Annotated in this window: 7 protein-coding genes and 9 pseudogenes; 7 read left to right on the top strand and 9 right to left on the bottom strand. The window is 60.8% G+C overall.

Features of this window, described 5'->3' with window-relative positions:
• Nucleotides 1-149 precede the first annotated feature (149 nt).
• The 3 genes and pseudogenes from QCM77_RS43265 to QCM77_RS43275 form a co-directional block, all read right to left on the bottom strand.
• On the bottom strand, nt 150-758 hold the full coding sequence (locus QCM77_RS43265) for a beta/alpha barrel domain-containing protein (protein WP_280096827.1): 609 nt from the start codon (nt 756-758) through the stop codon (nt 150-152).
• 83 nt (nt 759-841) lie between these two features.
• Nucleotides 842-1743 (bottom strand): annotated as a pseudogene (locus QCM77_RS43270) (terpene synthase family protein).
• A pseudogene (locus QCM77_RS43275) lies at nt 1740-2885 on the bottom strand (prenyltransferase/squalene oxidase repeat-containing protein); the annotation flags it as partial. The pseudogenes QCM77_RS43270 and QCM77_RS43275, both read right to left, overlap by 4 nt.
• A 292-nt stretch (nt 2886-3177) precedes the next feature.
• Between QCM77_RS43275 and QCM77_RS43280 the strand changes: the two are divergent.
• Nucleotides 3178-5379, top strand: a complete 2202-nt coding sequence (locus tag QCM77_RS43280) for a T3SS effector XopP-like protein (protein ID WP_280096828.1) — start codon at nt 3178-3180, stop codon at nt 5377-5379.
• A 358-nt stretch (nt 5380-5737) separates the two neighbouring features.
• Here QCM77_RS43280 and QCM77_RS43285 read toward each other — a convergent pair.
• The 4 genes and pseudogenes from QCM77_RS43285 to QCM77_RS43300 all read right to left on the bottom strand — a co-directional run bounded on the left by QCM77_RS43285 (nt 5738) and on the right by QCM77_RS43300 (nt 8687).
• A pseudogene (locus tag QCM77_RS43285) lies at nt 5738-6635 on the bottom strand (SMP-30/gluconolactonase/LRE family protein).
• Nucleotides 6632-6964, bottom strand: coding sequence for a citrate/2-methylcitrate synthase (locus QCM77_RS43290; protein ID WP_462804407.1), 333 nt, complete (start codon nt 6962-6964; stop codon nt 6632-6634). Before QCM77_RS43290 ends, QCM77_RS43285 begins: the two are co-directional and overlap by 4 nt.
• Nucleotides 6877-7314 carry a citrate/2-methylcitrate synthase gene (locus QCM77_RS43295; RefSeq protein WP_462804406.1) on the bottom strand — a complete coding sequence of 146 codons (438 nt, stop codon included), beginning with the start codon at nt 7312-7314 and terminating at the stop codon, nt 6877-6879. Before QCM77_RS43295 ends, QCM77_RS43290 begins: the two co-directional genes overlap by 88 nt.
• Nucleotides 7315-8240: 926 nt before the next feature.
• Nucleotides 8241-8687, bottom strand: a complete 447-nt coding sequence (locus tag QCM77_RS43300; protein ID WP_280096829.1) for an MATE family efflux transporter — start codon at nt 8685-8687, stop codon at nt 8241-8243.
• Nucleotides 8688-9680: 993 nt separating this feature from the next.
• Here QCM77_RS43300 and QCM77_RS43305 point away from each other — a divergent pair.
• From QCM77_RS43305 to QCM77_RS43330, 6 genes and pseudogenes are all read left to right on the top strand, one after another.
• Nucleotides 9681-9914 carry a hypothetical protein gene (locus tag QCM77_RS43305; RefSeq protein WP_280096830.1) on the top strand — a complete coding sequence of 78 codons (234 nt, stop codon included), beginning with the start codon at nt 9681-9683 and terminating at the stop codon, nt 9912-9914.
• A gap of 983 nt (nt 9915-10897) precedes the next feature.
• Nucleotides 10898-11050: pseudogene (locus tag QCM77_RS43310) on the top strand (6-pyruvoyl trahydropterin synthase family protein); the annotation flags it as partial.
• Nucleotides 11051-11272: 222 nt separating this feature from the next.
• Nucleotides 11273-12418: a TlpA disulfide reductase family protein gene (locus QCM77_RS43315; RefSeq protein WP_280096831.1), complete on the top strand. Its 1146-nt coding sequence runs from the start codon at nt 11273-11275 to the stop codon at nt 12416-12418.
• Nucleotides 12419-12788: 370 nt separating this feature from the next.
• Nucleotides 12789-13589: pseudogene (locus QCM77_RS43320) on the top strand (IS5 family transposase); the annotation flags it as partial.
• 68 nt (nt 13590-13657) lie between these two features.
• Nucleotides 13658-14700 (top strand): annotated as a pseudogene (locus QCM77_RS43325) (IS110 family RNA-guided transposase).
• A 286-nt stretch (nt 14701-14986) separates the two neighbouring features.
• A pseudogene (locus tag QCM77_RS43330) lies at nt 14987-15414 on the top strand (IS5/IS1182 family transposase); the annotation flags it as partial.
• Between the two features lie 198 nt (nt 15415-15612).
• Here QCM77_RS43330 and QCM77_RS43335 read toward each other — a convergent pair.
• Both QCM77_RS43335 and QCM77_RS43340 read right to left on the bottom strand, forming a co-directional pair.
• A pseudogene (locus QCM77_RS43335) lies at nt 15613-15804 on the bottom strand (response regulator transcription factor); the annotation flags it as partial.
• A 1117-nt stretch (nt 15805-16921) separates the two neighbouring features.
• Nucleotides 16922-17590 (bottom strand): annotated as a pseudogene (locus QCM77_RS43340) (DUF5695 domain-containing protein); the annotation flags it as partial.

Raw genomic sequence — 17590 nt, forward strand, 5'->3', positions numbered from 1 at the left:
AGGGCAACAATATTGCTAGTCTCGTTCATGGCGTATCGCTCTCCTTGAGAGGTTCTGGCAGGCTCGACACCCGCCTCGATACGCCGCCTATCTCATTCCGTCATCACCCACTTTCCCGCATAGCTCGCCTCGACGAGCGCAGGGGCCACCTAGGCGGACAGGCCCGACCCCACTTCCTTGGCCACGATCGGCACGCCCACGCTGCGGGCGGCGCGAGCGATCTGCGCCGGGACGCCGCGCCAGTGGCGGTCGCCCTCCGGGTGTACCGCTTCCTGCAGCGGATTGAGATGGACGATGAGTCCATCGGACTCCAGCGCATCCTCCGCTCGGCGCGCCAGGTCCAGGCCGTCGGCCTCGCGCAGTTGCGCCGCGCCGATATTGGCCAGCAAGGGAATGTCTGGGGCCAGGCGGCGCAGCGCGCGCGTCAGCCCCTGGGAGTTGCGGGATTGCAGGCTCACGCGCTGCGAACCGACGGACATGGCGATCCCCAAGGCTTGCGCTGCCTCGCTCAGATGCCGGTTGATTGCCTCGGCGCGTGGCATGCCGCCGGTCATGGAGCTGATCAGCAGCGGCGCGCGCATGGTCTTGCCTAGCAGCGAGGCGCGCAGGTCGATCTGCGTCAGGTCCAACTCGGGCAATGCGCAGTGTTCGAACCGGATGTACTGCCAGCCGGCGGCGAGCGCGGCCGGCGCCGTTCGCCGATCCAGCACGATGTCCAGATGGTCGTCCCTGCGCCGACTCAGGGCACTGTCGCTCATGCTCGCTCCATCCGTCGCATCGGGCGACGGGTTGCGTCGGATCGGACCGACGGCCGCGCGCGCACGCCGCCGCCTCCGCGCGTTCAGGCCGGCGCACCCTGGCCTCCCCCCGCAGCGTCGCTGCGATAGCGGCTGGTCGAGGTCTGGTAGTACCGCGCGCGGATGGCCGCCATGGCCTCGCGCAACGGTCCCCGCGGTGCCGGGAAGCGTTCTTCCGCCATCACCCGGTGCAGCATGCGCGTATGGCCGGCCAGCTCGTCGTTGAGGAACTCCACCACAGGCATAGCCGGATAGCGCTGCAGCAGCAGGATCGCCGCGTTGTCGGCCTCGCCAGCCGACCTGTCCTTGTCGCGTCCATGCAGATCGTTCTGCAGGCGCCCTATCGCGGAGATGAGCCGCAGGACCTGGCGAAACGCCGGACGCGCGCGCAAGGTCGCCATGTCCAGCCCCCACAGCAACGAAAGGCAACAGAACACGTTCGCGTAGGCGATCGAATCGATGCCGTTGTGCAGATACTCAGCGTAGGACCAGCGTTCCGCCCCTGCCGCCTGTGCGTGTCCGGCGCGCAGCGCCGCGCAGTAACAGCTGGTATCGTCGAGAAGCTGAGTATAGTGGCGACGATCGTAGGCGAGCGCGGCCAGCGAAGCGCGCAGCACAGCGCCGCCCTCGAATCCGGGGAGCGCGCACGGCACGCCCTGCCCCAGCGCCTGCTCCACCGCCGCGAGCTGCTCCGGCGCGATCAGGCCAAGGTCGTTGCAATCGTCCAGCCAGAACAGCAGCGCCAGTTCGCGATAGAACGCCGCGATCAGCGTTTCGTCCCGCGGATCGCGCCGGTGCGGGCGCTGGTGTCGCGCAGGCTCGGGTGGATGCGCTGCAGGATGTACTGGCCGCCCCTGACCGCTTCCACGGCATGCTCGTCGGCGAACCCGGTCAGGGAACGCCCCCACTCCAGCACCTGCTGCAGCGCGCGTTCGGTCCGGATCATGGCGCCGCTCCTGCTCTCTCGGCCAGGACGCGCCGCCCCCAACGAAGCGCCAGCCATAACCCGGCGAGTTCGGCCACGCGCACGACCCGGGTGGGGCAATACAGTTCCTTGCCGATCCACAGCGGCGTCTGCGGCAATGCATGCGCTGCATGGCGGGCGAGCATCCACTACAGCGCACGCGTCACGGCCTGCGCGATTCGCCGGCCCCCTGTCGGCTCTTCGCTCCCGTCCAGCACGTGCAACGCGAACAGCGCATAGGCGGCTTCCTCGAATGTGGATGCGCGACCGGCGCCCCAGCCGCCGTCGTCGCGCTGCGCCTGCAGCAGCGCCGCCAGCGCGCGCTCGTCGCGCCACTGGGGCTTGCCTTGCGCCAGCGCAGCGACCGCATGCGCGGTGGGATACAGCCACGAAACGTGCCATTTTTCGTTGTCCCATAGACCATGCGGGTTGCGATTGGGCTCGACGTAGGCGCTGGTGCCGGCGGCGGCTTTCCCAACAGTCGCAACGCATGCAGGGCATGGATGTTGGTCGACACCGAGGCATTGCGCTCGCCGGGACCGCCGGATCGCGGCCTGCAAGACGCAGGATGCATAATGCAACGGCGGTGTCGTCCGCGTCGGCCGCGAAGTGCAAGGCCGGGCCCAGACCGCGCACGCCCAGGTGGGCGTCGAGCTGCGCGACGATCACGCGCACCGCCTCGGCGAGCGCGGGATGCGCGAACAGCCCGGCCAGATGCAGGGTGTACAGCGACCAGCATGGCTCGAACACATTGATCGGCCAGACGTTGGGAACGACACCTTCGATGCCGCTGCGCGTCGCCCGCGACGCCGCCTGCAGATACGCGTCGGCGCGCCCGACCTGCGGCGTGCTCCCCTGTGTCACGGCGTGCGCACGCCACGCGGCGGTGGCCCCGGACTAATGCCGATGCTGGCGTTGTCATCCGGGCATACGGTGGTCGGCGACGTGCCCCAGGCTTCCCAGGAGTGCAGCAACGGATGGCCGCTTGGCAACGTCGGCACCGCCCCCAGCTTGACCAGGCACGCTTGCCGCAACGGTAACAGCGCCGGGTGGCGCGGAAACGCCACGGCGCCCAGCAAGGATGCGGCCCCGCCGCAAACCTGCGGCAGGATGAGCTCCGCGCCGCCGATCGATTTGCGGACGGTGCCGAGCAAGGCCACTCTCGATCTTATGTTAGCGGTCTACGGCCCGCGTTCGCGCCGAGCAGGGCCTTGTGCCGCGGCTTCGCCGGATCGCCACACGGTAAGGGGGACGATTGCAGATTTGAACTCCGATTACCATACTGAAGCCGCTCGCCCGATGGACCGCTCAAGCTGTGGAAGATGCCTTCGTCAGCTGATCGTCAGGCAACTGACGCATTTTGACCCGACGCGCGTGAAGCCTGAAACTCGATGCGAAACATAGGAAGCGAATCGCATGCTTGGTCGAATTGGTGACAATACTTCGGGATCGAGCAGCTCGCAATCAAGTGATGCGTCTGGGAAAGGCAAACAATTGTTCGAAGCCGCCGTGGAGCAGATGTGTTCTGAGCTTCAAAATGGAGGAATGTCCGCCACCAGCAAGACTTCCGTCCCCTTCCTTGATGCAGATCACCTTCATACCACGGAACCAGGTGCAGGCACTGCGCGGCCGTCCGGTCCCGCCTTGGTATCTGATCCTGCAGCCGGGGCGGCGATGGCCATCCATCCGCCGAGCCCGAGTGTGGCGACACCCTCACCCAAGAACAAAATGAAAAGCCTGCGTCGCGAACTCCGCGACGCCGTTAATGCGAGCTGGGAGTACCACAATAAGGAGGACGGCATAAAGATGTTTGATCGAGTCGTCAAAGCAGGCGCAGAAGTTCTGGAGTACTACGCAGAACTGGCCGCACTTGATCCTGATGGCGCTCGTAACATACTGTCCAACTCCGATGCGCTTAAGGCGCGCAAGCAGGTGCTCGAATATGGACGCAAATGCTGCGATGACAGCTGCGATCAAATTGACCAACTGTACGCTGACAGAGTCAGTAAGAGCGACTGGTTCGAAAAGCTCCGATTCAAGGTCAGTCCCGACCAGCTGAGCAACATGGCTTCCAGTGCGGCGAAGGGCAATAAGGCCTGCTTGGAGTGGTTAGAAACGTGGGCGTTGCGCAAAGAACAAATGCGGATAGTCTGCGCCGCTACAGTCAATCTATGTCCTGACGGCCCCGCCGCACTGCGGATGCATACCGGCTCGGCATTCGTCGCGAAGGTTGGACGGCTGGAAGGGCGTGTGACGGCCGCCCAATTTGAGCTTAGTCAGCTGGCGGGCACCTGCGAAGCAGTCGGGAGCGAGCTCTTCACGAGTGAGAACCAGGGAATGCGTCAGCTGCAACGCTCAATGTGGGATGTTTACAGCGCAGTTGGATCGACGGGCCCTCTAAACAGAGAGGACCGTCTCGAACAAAAGTGCCTCGACGTATTGGGAGAAGCCTCCGAGAGACTTTTGGAAATTGGATCGGCGCTCCATAGCATGATTATCAGGCTGAGCGGTCAGCGAATCGGTACCGGCCTCCCATTGAGCTTGTTGAAGCAGATCGAGCAGGAGGCATGGGACACTGCACATCACGCCGCGGGCTTCCTGGCAATGCAGCCGCCGCCGGCCATCATTGCACCTCCGGCCGATTCTTGGGCCGCCATACCGGCCGCTGGCGCGGCAGGGCGCAGCAAACGAAAAGGCAAGAACCAGCTGCTCGGTGGCGCTGTCCATTCGCCCATGCCGCCGGAGCCGCAAGTTGCGCCGGCCGCCAGCGAAACTGGGCCAGCAGCGATGGTTGTTGTGCGCTCGGACCTGGGTACGAAAACTCTTGTGAGCGCGAAGGCGGCGGATGCGATGGTCTCGGCCGCGGCGAGACAATTGGAGATGTGGCGGCCCCCAACCTCGAGAGCGGAGCTGAAGCCACTGCTCGAGCGCTTGGACGAACTTTTGAAGTTCGATGTGGCTGGCCAGCAAAGCGCCGCCTCAAAAGCGCGCTACATGAAACCCGAGGACGCCAAACACCTCGTCGAGACCACCATCAAGCGACTGCAGGAGCAAGCCAAAGAGATGGACGCGCCTCTGAACGTCTTGGAGGACCATCATCTACGCCTCCTACTCACGCCTGCACGAATGGGCGAAGTGCACAAGAAGATAGTTGCGCTTGGGTACGTTCGGGCGAACGTGAACGGATTGGCCGAGCGTTTGGACCGAGACATGGCGGATATGCTGATGGATTGCAGGAAGAGCTATCATCTTCCGACGCAGAACTACCTCGAACACTTGCGGAAGGCCAACGAGTTGAGAGTTCACCCTCCACAGCCGCTGAAGGGCGGGGACGGCAGGCTGTTCTCCATTAAGATCGAACCCAAGCCGCTGATGAGTGGACGAGTGCCGGCTCCGCTGTGGGTGCACATTCATACGAGAAGGCAGACAGAGGCAGGCCAGCTGCCGACACTGCATGACAACGAGTTCACCGCTTGCCACGTTAAGAACAATGAACAGCACGGCCACAATCAGCAGTGGCTGGATGCTCGGGCCGAGGAGGGTTGCGATAAGTTCGTCATTCACCGTGGCAAGCTCAGCACCGCGTTCTGCAAGGCTTTGCTAAACGGCATGACTTAGCGGCGATCCACGGCAGGCACGTCGACGCGCTTGACGCCCTAGCTTTTGACCAGCGACAGCGTGCGTCGAGAGCTGCGAGAGCTTACTCAGGATGAGGCCCTCGCTCCATAGTACCTCGAGGTACCTTCCTGTCATCGGCGGCAATTCGGCTGCAGAGTTAAATTCGCGGTCGCAGTGAGCGCTTGTACATGATCGGCGATGTGGCCCCTCCGATTGGGCGCACGGGCGTAGCTGGCAATCCTTTGGCCGTTGTCGATCTCCACCGTTCTAGTTCACGACGAGTCGATAAAGGGTGGATTCAGGCGTCCGCCTCGACATGGCGCCGGGGCCGATACGGCAGCGCTTCCAGGGTGACCCATCAGGGAAGACCAGCGAGATCACTGATCAATACTGATCCCGTAGACGATTCCGTAATGAGCAATGCGCTGTTTGCCGCGTCCAATGCGACGTTCGTGCAGGTCGCCCCAGCGCAGGACTTGATACGGGCAATTGTTTCGCCGTTCGGCGCCAATACGAAGACGTGGCCGAGGGAGGCATGCGCTACAAACAACCGCCCTCTCTCATCCGTCGTCAGTCCGTCCGGACCGCTCGTCCCAAAGAACAAGCTGAAGCGTCCGACCTTCGCGATCGCGCCGTCGCGCATCAGCGGCACGCGCCAGACGTTGTTGTCGCGAGTCATCGCAACGAACAACACGGTCTCGTCCGGACTGAGCACCAGACCATTCGGCTCGGACCGTTCGAAATCAGGCATCGAGACGGCCGTCAGGGCACAATCGGAACACCCGGCCGGTCGGATCGTGCAGTCCAGTTTGTCCCTGATCGCTGAAATAGATGTCGCCGTTGGTCGCGCTATGCACGTCGTTGCAGCCACTGAAGGACCCGGAATTGCGGTGCCCCAGAAACGGCCTAATAGTACCCCGCTGCGGATCGAGTTCCATGAGGCCGTTCATTTAGTCGACGAGCAGTATCCGGCCATCCGGCGCGATCTTCAGACCATTAGGCCAGCCGCTATATTCGATGATCAGAGACCAGGCGCGATCCGGTGAAATCCGGAAAATGTGGCCGAAGGGGATGTCGACGACATAGAGATTCCCGGCCTTGTCAAACGATGGTCCCTCGATGAAGCAATCTACTGGATGTCCCCCGCGGTTCGCGTCTGCCCATTCCGAGGAAACACCTGGGCGACGAAACTCCGGCGAAATCGACGAAAACATGCGGGTCTCAATCAGCTTGGGCGGCTTTTCGAGATACATCATGACGCGTCTTCCAGCCTGCGGCGCGGCTGGCCCTCGTAGTTGTAGCCGAACTGCTTGGGCATCGGGCCCTTGTTGCGATCCTTGCGCCCAGTTTGCTCCCAGGCGTGCGCCAGGATTCCGAGCGCCCGCGACAAGCAGAAGACCCCCCGCGCGAGCGGAGAGGCGAAGCCCAGCTCGCCGTAAATGACCGCGGTCGCGCCATCAATGTTCATCGGAATGAGTTTGCTCTTGCGTTGTTGCATCACGCGTTCGATCGCGCGAGCGGCCTTGGCATAATGGCCGCCGACACTGCCCTCGTCGGCTGCGGCATCCACCAGCGCCAACAGCAGCGCCGCGCGCGGGTCAACTGGATGAAAGCGGTGGCCGAAGCCCGGCAGATTTTGCTGCGTGTTGCGGTGAAATGGTCGATTGCTGCGCCAGCGGCCTGCTCGATCTCTCGCCCTTCGCGCCGTCGCAGCACATCTTCGTAGAGTTCGATAGCCTGCTCCCCTGCTCCGCCATGCACGTCATCGAGCGTATTGATTGCCGAGGCCATTGCGCCGTTTAGGGGCAGGCCGCAGCTCACCGCCATCTGGGCAATTGCGATGGAGGGCGCGTGCGGACCATGGTCAACGGCCGCAACTAGCGCAGCTTGCAGCAGCCGCTCCTGCGCTGGCGTCGGCAGATCGCGGCGCAACATAGATCATGGCGGGAAAGGAAACCCGCTATCCCGATCGCTCTTGAAGGACGGCGCCGGAGCGCTCGTCTGAGCTCACTGAACTGGTAGAACATGACGAACAGAGCGATCATTCCGGCGCCCAGCTCAGCGATTGCTTGGCTGGCTAACAGTCCGCTAATACCCGCGACCACCGGAAATAATTGTACAGCCGGTATGAAGCGATCCCCTGCCTCGCCAGGAAGACAATTTCACTGAGGCGTGCTCTCCCAAACCACTGAAGCATTGCCGTCACGAAACTCTGAATCCCAAACAGTCCAAAGAAGGGATGGAACACGATTCAGGTCGAGACGGCAATTTCCGTGACCTTCTCGTTATCGCTAAATAGGCCCACCAAAGGCCTTGCAAAAATGACATCGGCCGCAGAATACACCACGGAGAATGCGACCGTCACGAAGAGCATGAACTTCGCAGCCTTCAGAATACGGGCATAGTCGCGTGCGCCCCACCGGCCCCAGTTTAGCTTGAGCGCCTATACAGAACCCGGTGATAGTGCCCCGACCATCAAGATTCGCACAGCTATTCCAACCGCGGCGATGGAAACATCGCCGAACCGCGCAGCAGCTCCGTACTAACGGCAAGCGCAGATAAAATATTATTGTCGCAGGCGCGCCCACCAACGCGAGCTGTCTGATGCGATCTTCTCGTAGCGGTATGTGAGATATCCTGACGAGAACTGTCCCTCCAAGCTTCGTAAAATACGTGATATAGATTGCAATAGCAGCGATCTGCGATACCAGCGTCGCTGTGGGCTGCGACCCGCACACCAAGGTCAAGCAAGAATATGACGACGGGATCAAGCACAGCGTTCAGTAAGAACGAGGTCATCATCGCCCACATGCTGAATCGTGGACGGCCTTCGGCTCTGACAACAAACCCGCTGACGATATTTAGAAGCATGAGAGTGCACCCAAATAAACGCGTTCCCGCGTAGTCGAGCGCCACGGGCATGATGGTTGGAGTTGCTCGAGCGTTGCGAATATCCCTGGCAGATTTGGAAGCAGAGCGACGGTAGCTAGGCCGATCGGGACTGTGAGCGCGAGTGCTGTACTTTCGCCTCGACTCGCCTCTAAGTACTCACGAGCGCCGAGATAACGAGATATGAACGACGCTGTTCCAACCCCGATCCCCTGTCCGGCTGCCGCGAGCAGGACGACGATCGGCAAGGTCATGCTGACAGCTGCGATCGCCTGCGCGCCAAGTGCGCCCACAAAGATCGCGTTGACGAGCTGCTGTAGCGCATGAATCGATAGACCAACTACAGATGGAAGGGCGAGCCGCAGGATAACGCCGAGAGATTCGGGTCCGATAAATCGAGTGCTGTTTTTCTTGGGCATCACGTTGCGCTCGCTGTGATGGCGAATTCCGTGTCCGGCTCATTCATGGATGAACGTGTCGCGAGCTATTCCAAATTCGCTGAATCGCGTACTCAGCGCAACCCTCTCCGAATCCGATCTTGCACGGCCGCGGGTAAGTTCGTCTGCGCCGGTCGATTGCCGTGATCGCGTCGACCGGTTGACGCTTTTCACAAGCTGATTTTTGCCAGGTCGATTTTCCGTAGGCATACGCCTCCCGTCTATCGTAACCGTCTGGGGCCCTTAACAGAATAGCGAGGACCTCGATTGAGGTGTGCGTGGCGTGGCCACCTAGGTTCTGCCGGTCATATTGTGCCGCTCTGCCCCTTGTTGGCCTCTCGTCGTTTGCGTTGACTTCTGCTTCCTCGATGATGATCGGCGGGGGAACAGGGCGGGACCCCAGGGCCTCAAGTTGGCTTTGGCATCTACGGGATCTTGTAGTGGACGCTCCAGCGTCTGCATGAGATTCATCAAGCGCTTGCACGGGATGGTCGCCGACCCGCACGCCGGCCGGGACCGGGCCCCGACGAGGTCGACCAGACGCGGCAGGCCGTCGCGTACTGCCTGGCTCATTCGAAATGGAGACACAGGTGCAAGCCCACAAACATCCGGCATCAGATGAAGATACTCGCTATCTTCTTGTGCGTTGCCGACAGCGCCTCCTCGATCTCCGCGCGCATTTCGCGCCGCCTGTCGTCTGGTCACTGACCGCTCGGGACCTCTGCACTTGTCGATTCCGATTATCGGCGCGCCGACTGTCGAGCTTCCGTTTCTTCGGCCCGGTGCTCATGTGGCAGATGCGCGGCGGTCACGCCATCATGCGCCATCTCGCGATCGAGCTAATCGATCTGAAGACGGTGGGGGCGATGTCCGACCGGGACATGCTGCTTCTTCCGGGTGTCGGTCACAAGAGCCTAGCGCAGATCAGGACGTGGCTCGTGATGGCCATCGAAGAGGAGAAGAGGGGAAGAGGGGATGATAATAGACCGCGAGCGCCTGCTCAAGATTCTGAGGCTCACGGAGTCCAACCACGACGGCGAGGCCATTGCCGCCATGCGCATGGCCAACAAGCTGATACGCTCCGCAGGCAAGACGTGGGAGGATGTCGTGTCCGGCTTCGCGGCTCCGGCGCCCAAGTCCTACGGCTCCCCCGCCTCGTCTGACTACCGAACTCCGCCTAGCAAGCGGAGGCCGAAGACCGAGCCCTAGAAGATATACGATGGCAACATCGGGACCTATCTCAAGGCACGGACCGAGCGCAGACCGACCTGAGCACCGTTACGTTCCTCGCGTCGCTGTCCGACTACTACGAGGCGAACGGCTACCTGACCGAGCCGCAGCCGCAGCCGCAGTACGAGGCTGTGACGCGAATGCACAACACGAAGCCCGGCAAATCAACCTGGAGGTTCTGGTGAGTCCGAGGAAGTCCAGGACCAAGCCCGGACGGAAGTTCCTCTCGTACCGGCGCGAAAGGCGTGCCAAGAGACCTGACGCGTGCTGCGGTCGCCGCCGTAACCCATTCTACCAGGAACAGGTCTGGCGATGCGCGCGAAAGCTTTCGCTGTGCATAACTTTTGTGATCGACCCAGATATCGCTGGAGGACGCGCGGGCCATGGACTCCATGATCACGGCCAAGGGCAACATCAGGCACGGATGCGCGAAGCTCACGGCGTTCGGTAACGAGCCGGGCACCATGCTGACGATGCGCGACATGCTGACTGAGGCCGGGGGATTTCAGCAGCGAGTAGCGAACGCGGGGATGCACGGCCCTCCTCGCGGCTCGTCACGATCACTTCGACCCGCAATGGTCTCGCCTCCGGTCTCGGCGCGCGCACTTGACGTCGACTATGCCGTCACTCATGTTCTTGCCCTCCATCACCACGTGTGGCGGCCGTTCGGATCGAGCGATGGCTCGCCGTCCGACATCGATCTCGACGGGATCATCACCGGCGACATCCGGCAGACCGTCGAGACGCTCGACCGCTACGTCGGCTGGCATCGTCGGCGACGGCTCGTTGATGCGGGTCGGCCGTCGGCCGCTGGGTCAAGCCTATCATCCACCGGCCCCGGGGCAGCACCGTGTTCTGCAACGCGGGATACGACCTCGGGTGGTTCAACTGCGACTGGGACGCCAGCCGTCCTGACCACCGACAGAGTACCCGTCACATCCATCTGGCCGAGTGGGCAAACTATCCGCCGGGCTTTATTTAAGTTCGAGGCAGCGCACCGACTTCCAAACCTCCCGCAGACACATCGCTGTCATCGGATGCACGGTCATTCCTATCGGATCGAGGTCGTGCTGAACGGGCCGGTCGACCCGCACACCGCGTTCGTAGTGGATTTTTCGAGCCGGCGCCGCTCTCCTGGCGGCACGAAGGGCGCGATGCGTGCCCGAAATCCGACGCCGACGCAAAGCATGTCAGGTTACCTACAGGGGACCTTACTGGGCGTGTGGATGTTTTTCAAAGCTTTGTCATGTGCTTAGTGCGCGCGGACAGCCTGGCACGGTGATTGCTAATTCAGGCGAAGCGACAATGTCGCGCAACAGGTAACTTTGGAGATAATCATGGTGCTAGGCACGGAGTCCCCGGCTCCTTCGCTCAAAGTCGAGAACTGGTTGCGTGGCGAGCCCCTCACGAACTTCCAGCCCGGTAAACTGTACATCGTCGAATTTTGGGCAACTTGGTGCGGCCCATGTGTGGTGGCGATGCCTCATCTGATAAAGCTGCAAGCAAAATACAAAGACGAAGGGCTTGAGGTCATCGGAGTCGCAGCTAGTGAACAAGCACCAACGGCGGATGAGGCTCGCACCAAGTTGGACGCATGGTTGACTGAAAAGTTCTCAAATCTGAACTATCGAATCGGGTTCGACAGTACAGGCGAAATGAACAAGCTTTGGATGAATGCCAGCTCTTCTCGTTGGATTCCGAGATCGTTCGTCGTCGACCGCGACGGCCACATTGGCTTTATCGGTCGTCCGAGCCAAATCGACGACGTCTTGCCGAAAATTATCAACGGCACGTGGCGCACCAGCTATGAAGCTAAAGCCGCCGAAGCGAAGCGGATTGCCGAAAGCCAACGCGAGGCGCGCGAACGCTCAATCCGCCGGACAATTCAACCGGCGATGGAAGCAAAGGATTGGCCGGCAGCGCTCTCAGCGGTCGAAGAGGGCATTGCCGCGATGCCGGACAATCTCGAGTTCCGCGACATTCATGCGGATCTGTTGCTTCACAAAATGCGCGACACGGCGACCGGCTTCCAGGTCTTGCGCCAACTGGTTCGAGACGCGATTGAGAAACGGTTAGAGGCTGTATGTGGGCTGAATATCGTGATGAGGCAACTCTATGATCCGGAGAACGATAGGGCCTACCTTCCGCGTGCGGAGCGCTTTGCGATCGGCAGGGAGGTGTCGGAACATATCCTCAATCCTGGGCAAGCCAGCGCTGGCCTCGATTTCTATTCTTATAGGGGGCTCGCTCAGTATTACTACGAGAGTGGTGACAAGCACCGCGCGACCGAGCTGATCGAGCGGGCAATGACATGGCTAGACGATTCGAAAGTGCCGGACGCTATGAAAAAGCATTATATGCCGCAGTTGCTCCAAACCTTGGCCAACTACAGAGGCGAGAAGGTTTGTTGCGGCGGGTCTTGTTCGATTTCGCAGGAAAAGTCTCCTGGAGCTCAAAAATGCGGCCGAAAGGAGGAGACATGAAGGAGGATGCTAATCGAAGATGCACGATCGGGGCTATGAAGCGCCTTCGAAGCGCTTGCGGCCAGCAGAATCATTCATGACACGCAGGTCACAAGGAAAACCTAGCCCACAACGAGTGATGCGACGCCCTGCGGCCCGTCTTTGCTGGCTGTCTGGTTAGTCGTTCGTGAAGAACCGTCCAAGCGGTTGATCAAGAATCGATTTCCCGGGCGAGATTGGCTTTGAGATTGCAAGCTTTCGGGCTTCGACTGCCCAAAAGCTTGCAATTTCATCTTTGAGGATTCCGTCGAATCGCAAGGCGTGATTCCGTGATCGCATCGGAGGGAGCGATGCAACCAAAGAACGATGAGAGACGCGACAAAGCGATCTCCTGCGCTCACGGCTGAACGCGATCATCGACGTCGGCCACCCACTGGTGACGCTGGCACAGACGATAGACTGGTAGTTCCTGGAGAAGCGGTTCGGAGCGGTCTATGAAGACAAGCCGGCCGGCCGCCATTGCCTTCCCGGCCGATGGCGGGACTCGCGATCCTCAAGCACACCTACGACCTCTCCGACGAGGTGTTGTGCAAGCGCTGGGTGGAGAACCCCTATTACCAGTTCTTCTGCGGCGAGGAGTTCTTCCAGCACCGGTTGGTGTTCTGAGCTGACGCGCTGGCGACAGCGGATGGGCGAGGAGAAGTTGCAGGCCTTGCTGCAGGAAAGCCTTGCGGTGGCCAGTAAGACCGAGGCGATCAATCCGGCCGATCCTAATCGGGTCACCGCCAATACGACAGTGCAACCCAAGAATGTGATGCCGATGCCAGGCTGCTGAACCGCGCCCGCGACGGTCCGGCTGGCAAAGCGACATGGTGTCAAGCTGCGCCAGTCCTATGCCAGGGTGGGCAAGTTCGCGCTGATCAAGCACTAGCGCTACGCCCACGCCAAACAGTTCAAGCGCGACAACAGAGCCTTGAAGAAACTCAAGGCCTCTCGGCCGCATCATTCGCGACATAGGCCGCAAACTCGGCTGCAACACCGCTTGCTCGGTGGGGTTGTGTTGGAACGCATGCTGGCGCGGGCGCGACATGTGCTTGAGCAGAAGCGGCACCAGCGTGGCCCGAAGCTCTACTCGCTGCACGTGCCGGAGGTGGAGTGCATCGGCAAGGGCAAGGCGCACCGGCCTTACGAGTTAATGGCATGGACCACGCCCGCTCTCAGCGGCAACGTTAAGCGCCGGCAAGAGAAGGAGCACGAGCCATGTCCCATACGAACATTGTCACGATCGGTATCGACCTAGGCAAGAACACATTCCATGTGGTGGGATTCGATGCCACGGATGCAATCATCCTACGCAAGAAGCGATCGAGAAATCAGCTTGAGCAGTCGCTGGCTAATGTTCCAGCCTGCCTGATCGGAATGGAGGCTTGTTCAGGAGCACACCACCTGGGGCGCAAGCTGGAGAAATTAGGCCATCAAGTACGGCTCTTGCCGGCACAGTATGTGAAGCCATACCTCAAGGGCCACAAGAATGACTTCCGTGATGCCGAAGCCATCGCAGAGGCGACGCAGCGCCCGACCATGCGCTTTGTCCCATTGAAGTCGGCCGAGCAACTTGACTTGCAGGCACTGCACAGAGTTCGCAGTCGATTGGTGACGCAAAGAACCGCGGTCATCAATCAAATCCGAGGCTTTTTGCTTGAGCGAGGGCTGCCAGTCCGGCAAGGAGCGGCAGCGCTCCGACTGGCACTTCCTCAAATTCTCTCAGCGCCAAAAGACAACTTATCGCCTCGAGTGATCCAGCTCATTCAAGACTTGGCCGAGGACTGGCGCCAGTCGACCGACGGGTCGCGTCAATGACGAAAGAAATCAACGAACTCGCTGATCAAGATCCACACTGTCGCCGCCTAATGAGTGCGCCCGGCGTCGGGCCGATCATCTCAAGCGCGATGGTCGCCGCCATCGGAACCGGTGATGCCTTCCATAAGGGCCGGGACTTTGCAGCATGGCTTGGTCTGGTACCGAAGCAAATCTCGACCGGCGATCGAACCATTCTCGGGCGCATATCGAGGCGCGGTAATCGGTACCTGCGAACGCTGTTCATTCAGGGCGCCAGAGCCGTACTTCTGCAGCGTCAGAGTTGGCCTCGGCATGGCTTCGGAGCCTGGTTGGAGGCAGCGTCCAAGCGGCTCCACTCCAATGTCTTGGTTGTTGCCCTGGCCGCAAAACTCGCGCGCATGGCCTGGAGCATGCTCGCAAAGGGCCGTGACTACGACGCCAACCTCTTGGGCCGCACCGCATAAGAAACAGGCCCGGAAAGGAAGATCCAAGGTCCGATCAAGAAGGCACAACAACCCGCCGAGGTTTGCGAGACGGAAAGGACGAATGGAGAAACGGTTCCACCGACACTTCTGAAGCCTGGTTCGACTCCATGGCCCTTCTTGAGGCCGGCGAGTTATTGAGGACAGAAGTGGGCGGATATCCATGATGGCTCGGGGCAACAGCCCCAAATTGAAGCCGGATAGATTGGCGCAAACCGCTTCATCCCTTTGTCGATTCCTCTTGCAATGCGGGCGTGGTCCATAGATCGGCGTCAAGGTCTCGGTCGCCACCACGCTGGCGCCGGCCCGCGGCGGGCAGTTCGTGACCCATGTGAAGGCGCTGCCCGGCAATCCCTATGATGCCCGCAAACTTGCAACCGTCATCCCAAAGATGGAAGCGCTGATCGGCAACACTATCGAGCGCGCTCTCCTCGACAAGGGCTATCGCGGCCAACGCCCCGCCCGATTACAAGTTCAGGGTGTTCATCTCAGGACAGAAGCGGCGGGTGACCACAGAGCAAGCGCGAGCTGCGACGGCGCTCCGCCGTCGAGCCGGTCATCGGCCATCTCAAATCCGAGCACCGCATCGGCCACAACTACCTCTGGCATCGCCAAGGTGACGCCATCAACGCCGTTCTCGCCGCCGTCGGCTATAACTTCCGCCGCCCAATCTGCTGGCTCAGGCTCTTGTTGTGGCAAATCATCGGCACGCTCGCCAAACCACGTTTCATCAGCCTGCAAATCAGGATTCTTCACGGCCGACTAACTATACCGCTGCGCTCACAACGGCCCGCTACTTTCGACAGATGCGATCCCATCTTATGGAGTAGTCCTAGCACCGGATGTTTATACGTCGCCGTCGGCGCAAGTTGACAGCAGCAGCACTCCAATAGTTCAAATAAGCCCGAGGCGGCGCGCCTTGATAGCACACTGGATTCGGGTGGTCACTTCCAGCTTTCGCATCGCGTTCTTGAGATGAAAATTGACGGTGTTCTCGCTGACTCTCAATATCACCCCTATTTCCCAGGATGATTTGCCCTCCTCTACCCACTGCAAGCACTGTCTTTCTCGTGCGGACAGCACAACGTCTTGCACATCGACCATGTGTTTCTCCTGGAGCCGGGACGACTGGAACGAGATTAGCAAATGCCGTACCACGCGACGGAGATCGCAAACTCTCCTGCCAAGACAAGCCTTGAGGAGCACCGATCAGCCTGGCAAGCTGCCGATCCAACTGCAGCACCATCGGCTATCGAAGCGATTGCGACATACGTCGTAAACGCGACAGCAGTGGTTGCAACAACGGCACACTTGACGTCCGGGACCTAACCTAGGCATGGGATAGGTCTCCTCATGGCTGGTAAGCGCCAGCATTATGTCCCGCGCTTGTTCCAGCGCGGCTTTCTGCATGACCCCACGAAAGAGCGGATCGGACCGAGCTACATCGTCGCGGCTCCAAGGCAGGGGTTGTGGGCATTGCCGATCATGCCGTGGAGGACTGGTTCTGTTCGCGTAAATCGCTCGACGTACTGGATGAGTTGATAAGGGACATCGAACAAGATCAAAGTCGTTAACACCACGGTGCGGGGCGACACTATTGACTCGAATGTCGCCGCGCGATGCTTGATCCACTCGTGATCCGCACCGATCACTTGCATCGCGTGATGTCGGAGGGCGTCAGAAAGGGTTGCGATCCGTCCTATTTGTACGCCACAGCTATCCAGCATCCATACCTGCGCTCTATATTTGTTTCTTGCCGGAGAAGCCTACGATCTCATTGCCTCATACCGACTATCGTTCGGGGCGGAGGCATGAGCGGCAAGGGCGAAAAAACTCCGATCGAGGCATTAGGGCCGCGAAGTAATCGGAAAATTCCGCGTGCCACGAAGCGCCGTCGCAAGAACCGTGGCATGCCGCCGCCCGCGACTTCGATATCGATACGCTGCCGGGCAGCTCTAATTTGACGGCATAGAGGCCGCGGCGGTTATCCGGCGCACGCCCGGCGCACTGGAGCAGTCGCGGCGGGATCCGAACCACGCGCTGAAATGGCATTACGTCGACGGCGGCCCACTCTATCCTGTCGATGCGGTGCACGACTACGTGCGCCGAGATGCCCGGGGTTTGCGGCGATGATCGTCATCGCCTCGGAAGCCGCGTGGAACAGCAGGCCATAAGTGCCGATCGCACCCGATAATCGGCAACACTAGCGAACTTGAATCCGCGGTAAGTGCGCCGCAGGCAAGCGGACGACGATCTGGCTGTCCGTGATGTCGACGACTTCCTTGCGCTTCCTCCCGTCATCGTACCGCAATTCGAACGTCACTCCCGATGCAGATGGGGCAAAGGGCTCAGGCGCAAGGCTGATCCACCCCTCCCCCAAATTCAGAATGATCGGTCCATCCGCCCGGAATCGGGCGTCAAGCAGCACCAGGTCCAATCGGAGAAACTGGAGCCGCACGTTGAGCCGTCGCCGCACGCCATCACGTGGCCAGATACGCAGGGTCTGAGCGAACGTCTCCATAATGCCGCCGTGACAAACCTGCCCAAAGATGGGATCGTCGGCAACGATCGTCGCAGCAGCGCGGACCGCCCCACAAAATCCCAGGTCGATCTCGCACGAGTAATACCACGTTCCACGGTGATGCGGCTGACCGAGCCATGTGGTCCCGCTCGGCGCCGGCTCGAAGCCGCCACCGGCCGCGCCGTCATTCTCCTCGCCCGGATACCAATAGCCATGACCGGCTAACGCGGGGCCGCTGTTCAGCAAGGCCCACGCGCTGAGTTGTGACGCATAGCCCAGACGAAGGAGCGGATGCGGGTCGTCTGCATCGTTCAGCGCGTGATCAAGCAGCGCCCAGCCGCCCATCTGCGC

Source organism: Bradyrhizobium nivariense (genome assembly GCF_029846695.2).
Classification (GTDB): Bacteria; Pseudomonadota; Alphaproteobacteria; order Rhizobiales; family Xanthobacteraceae; genus Bradyrhizobium.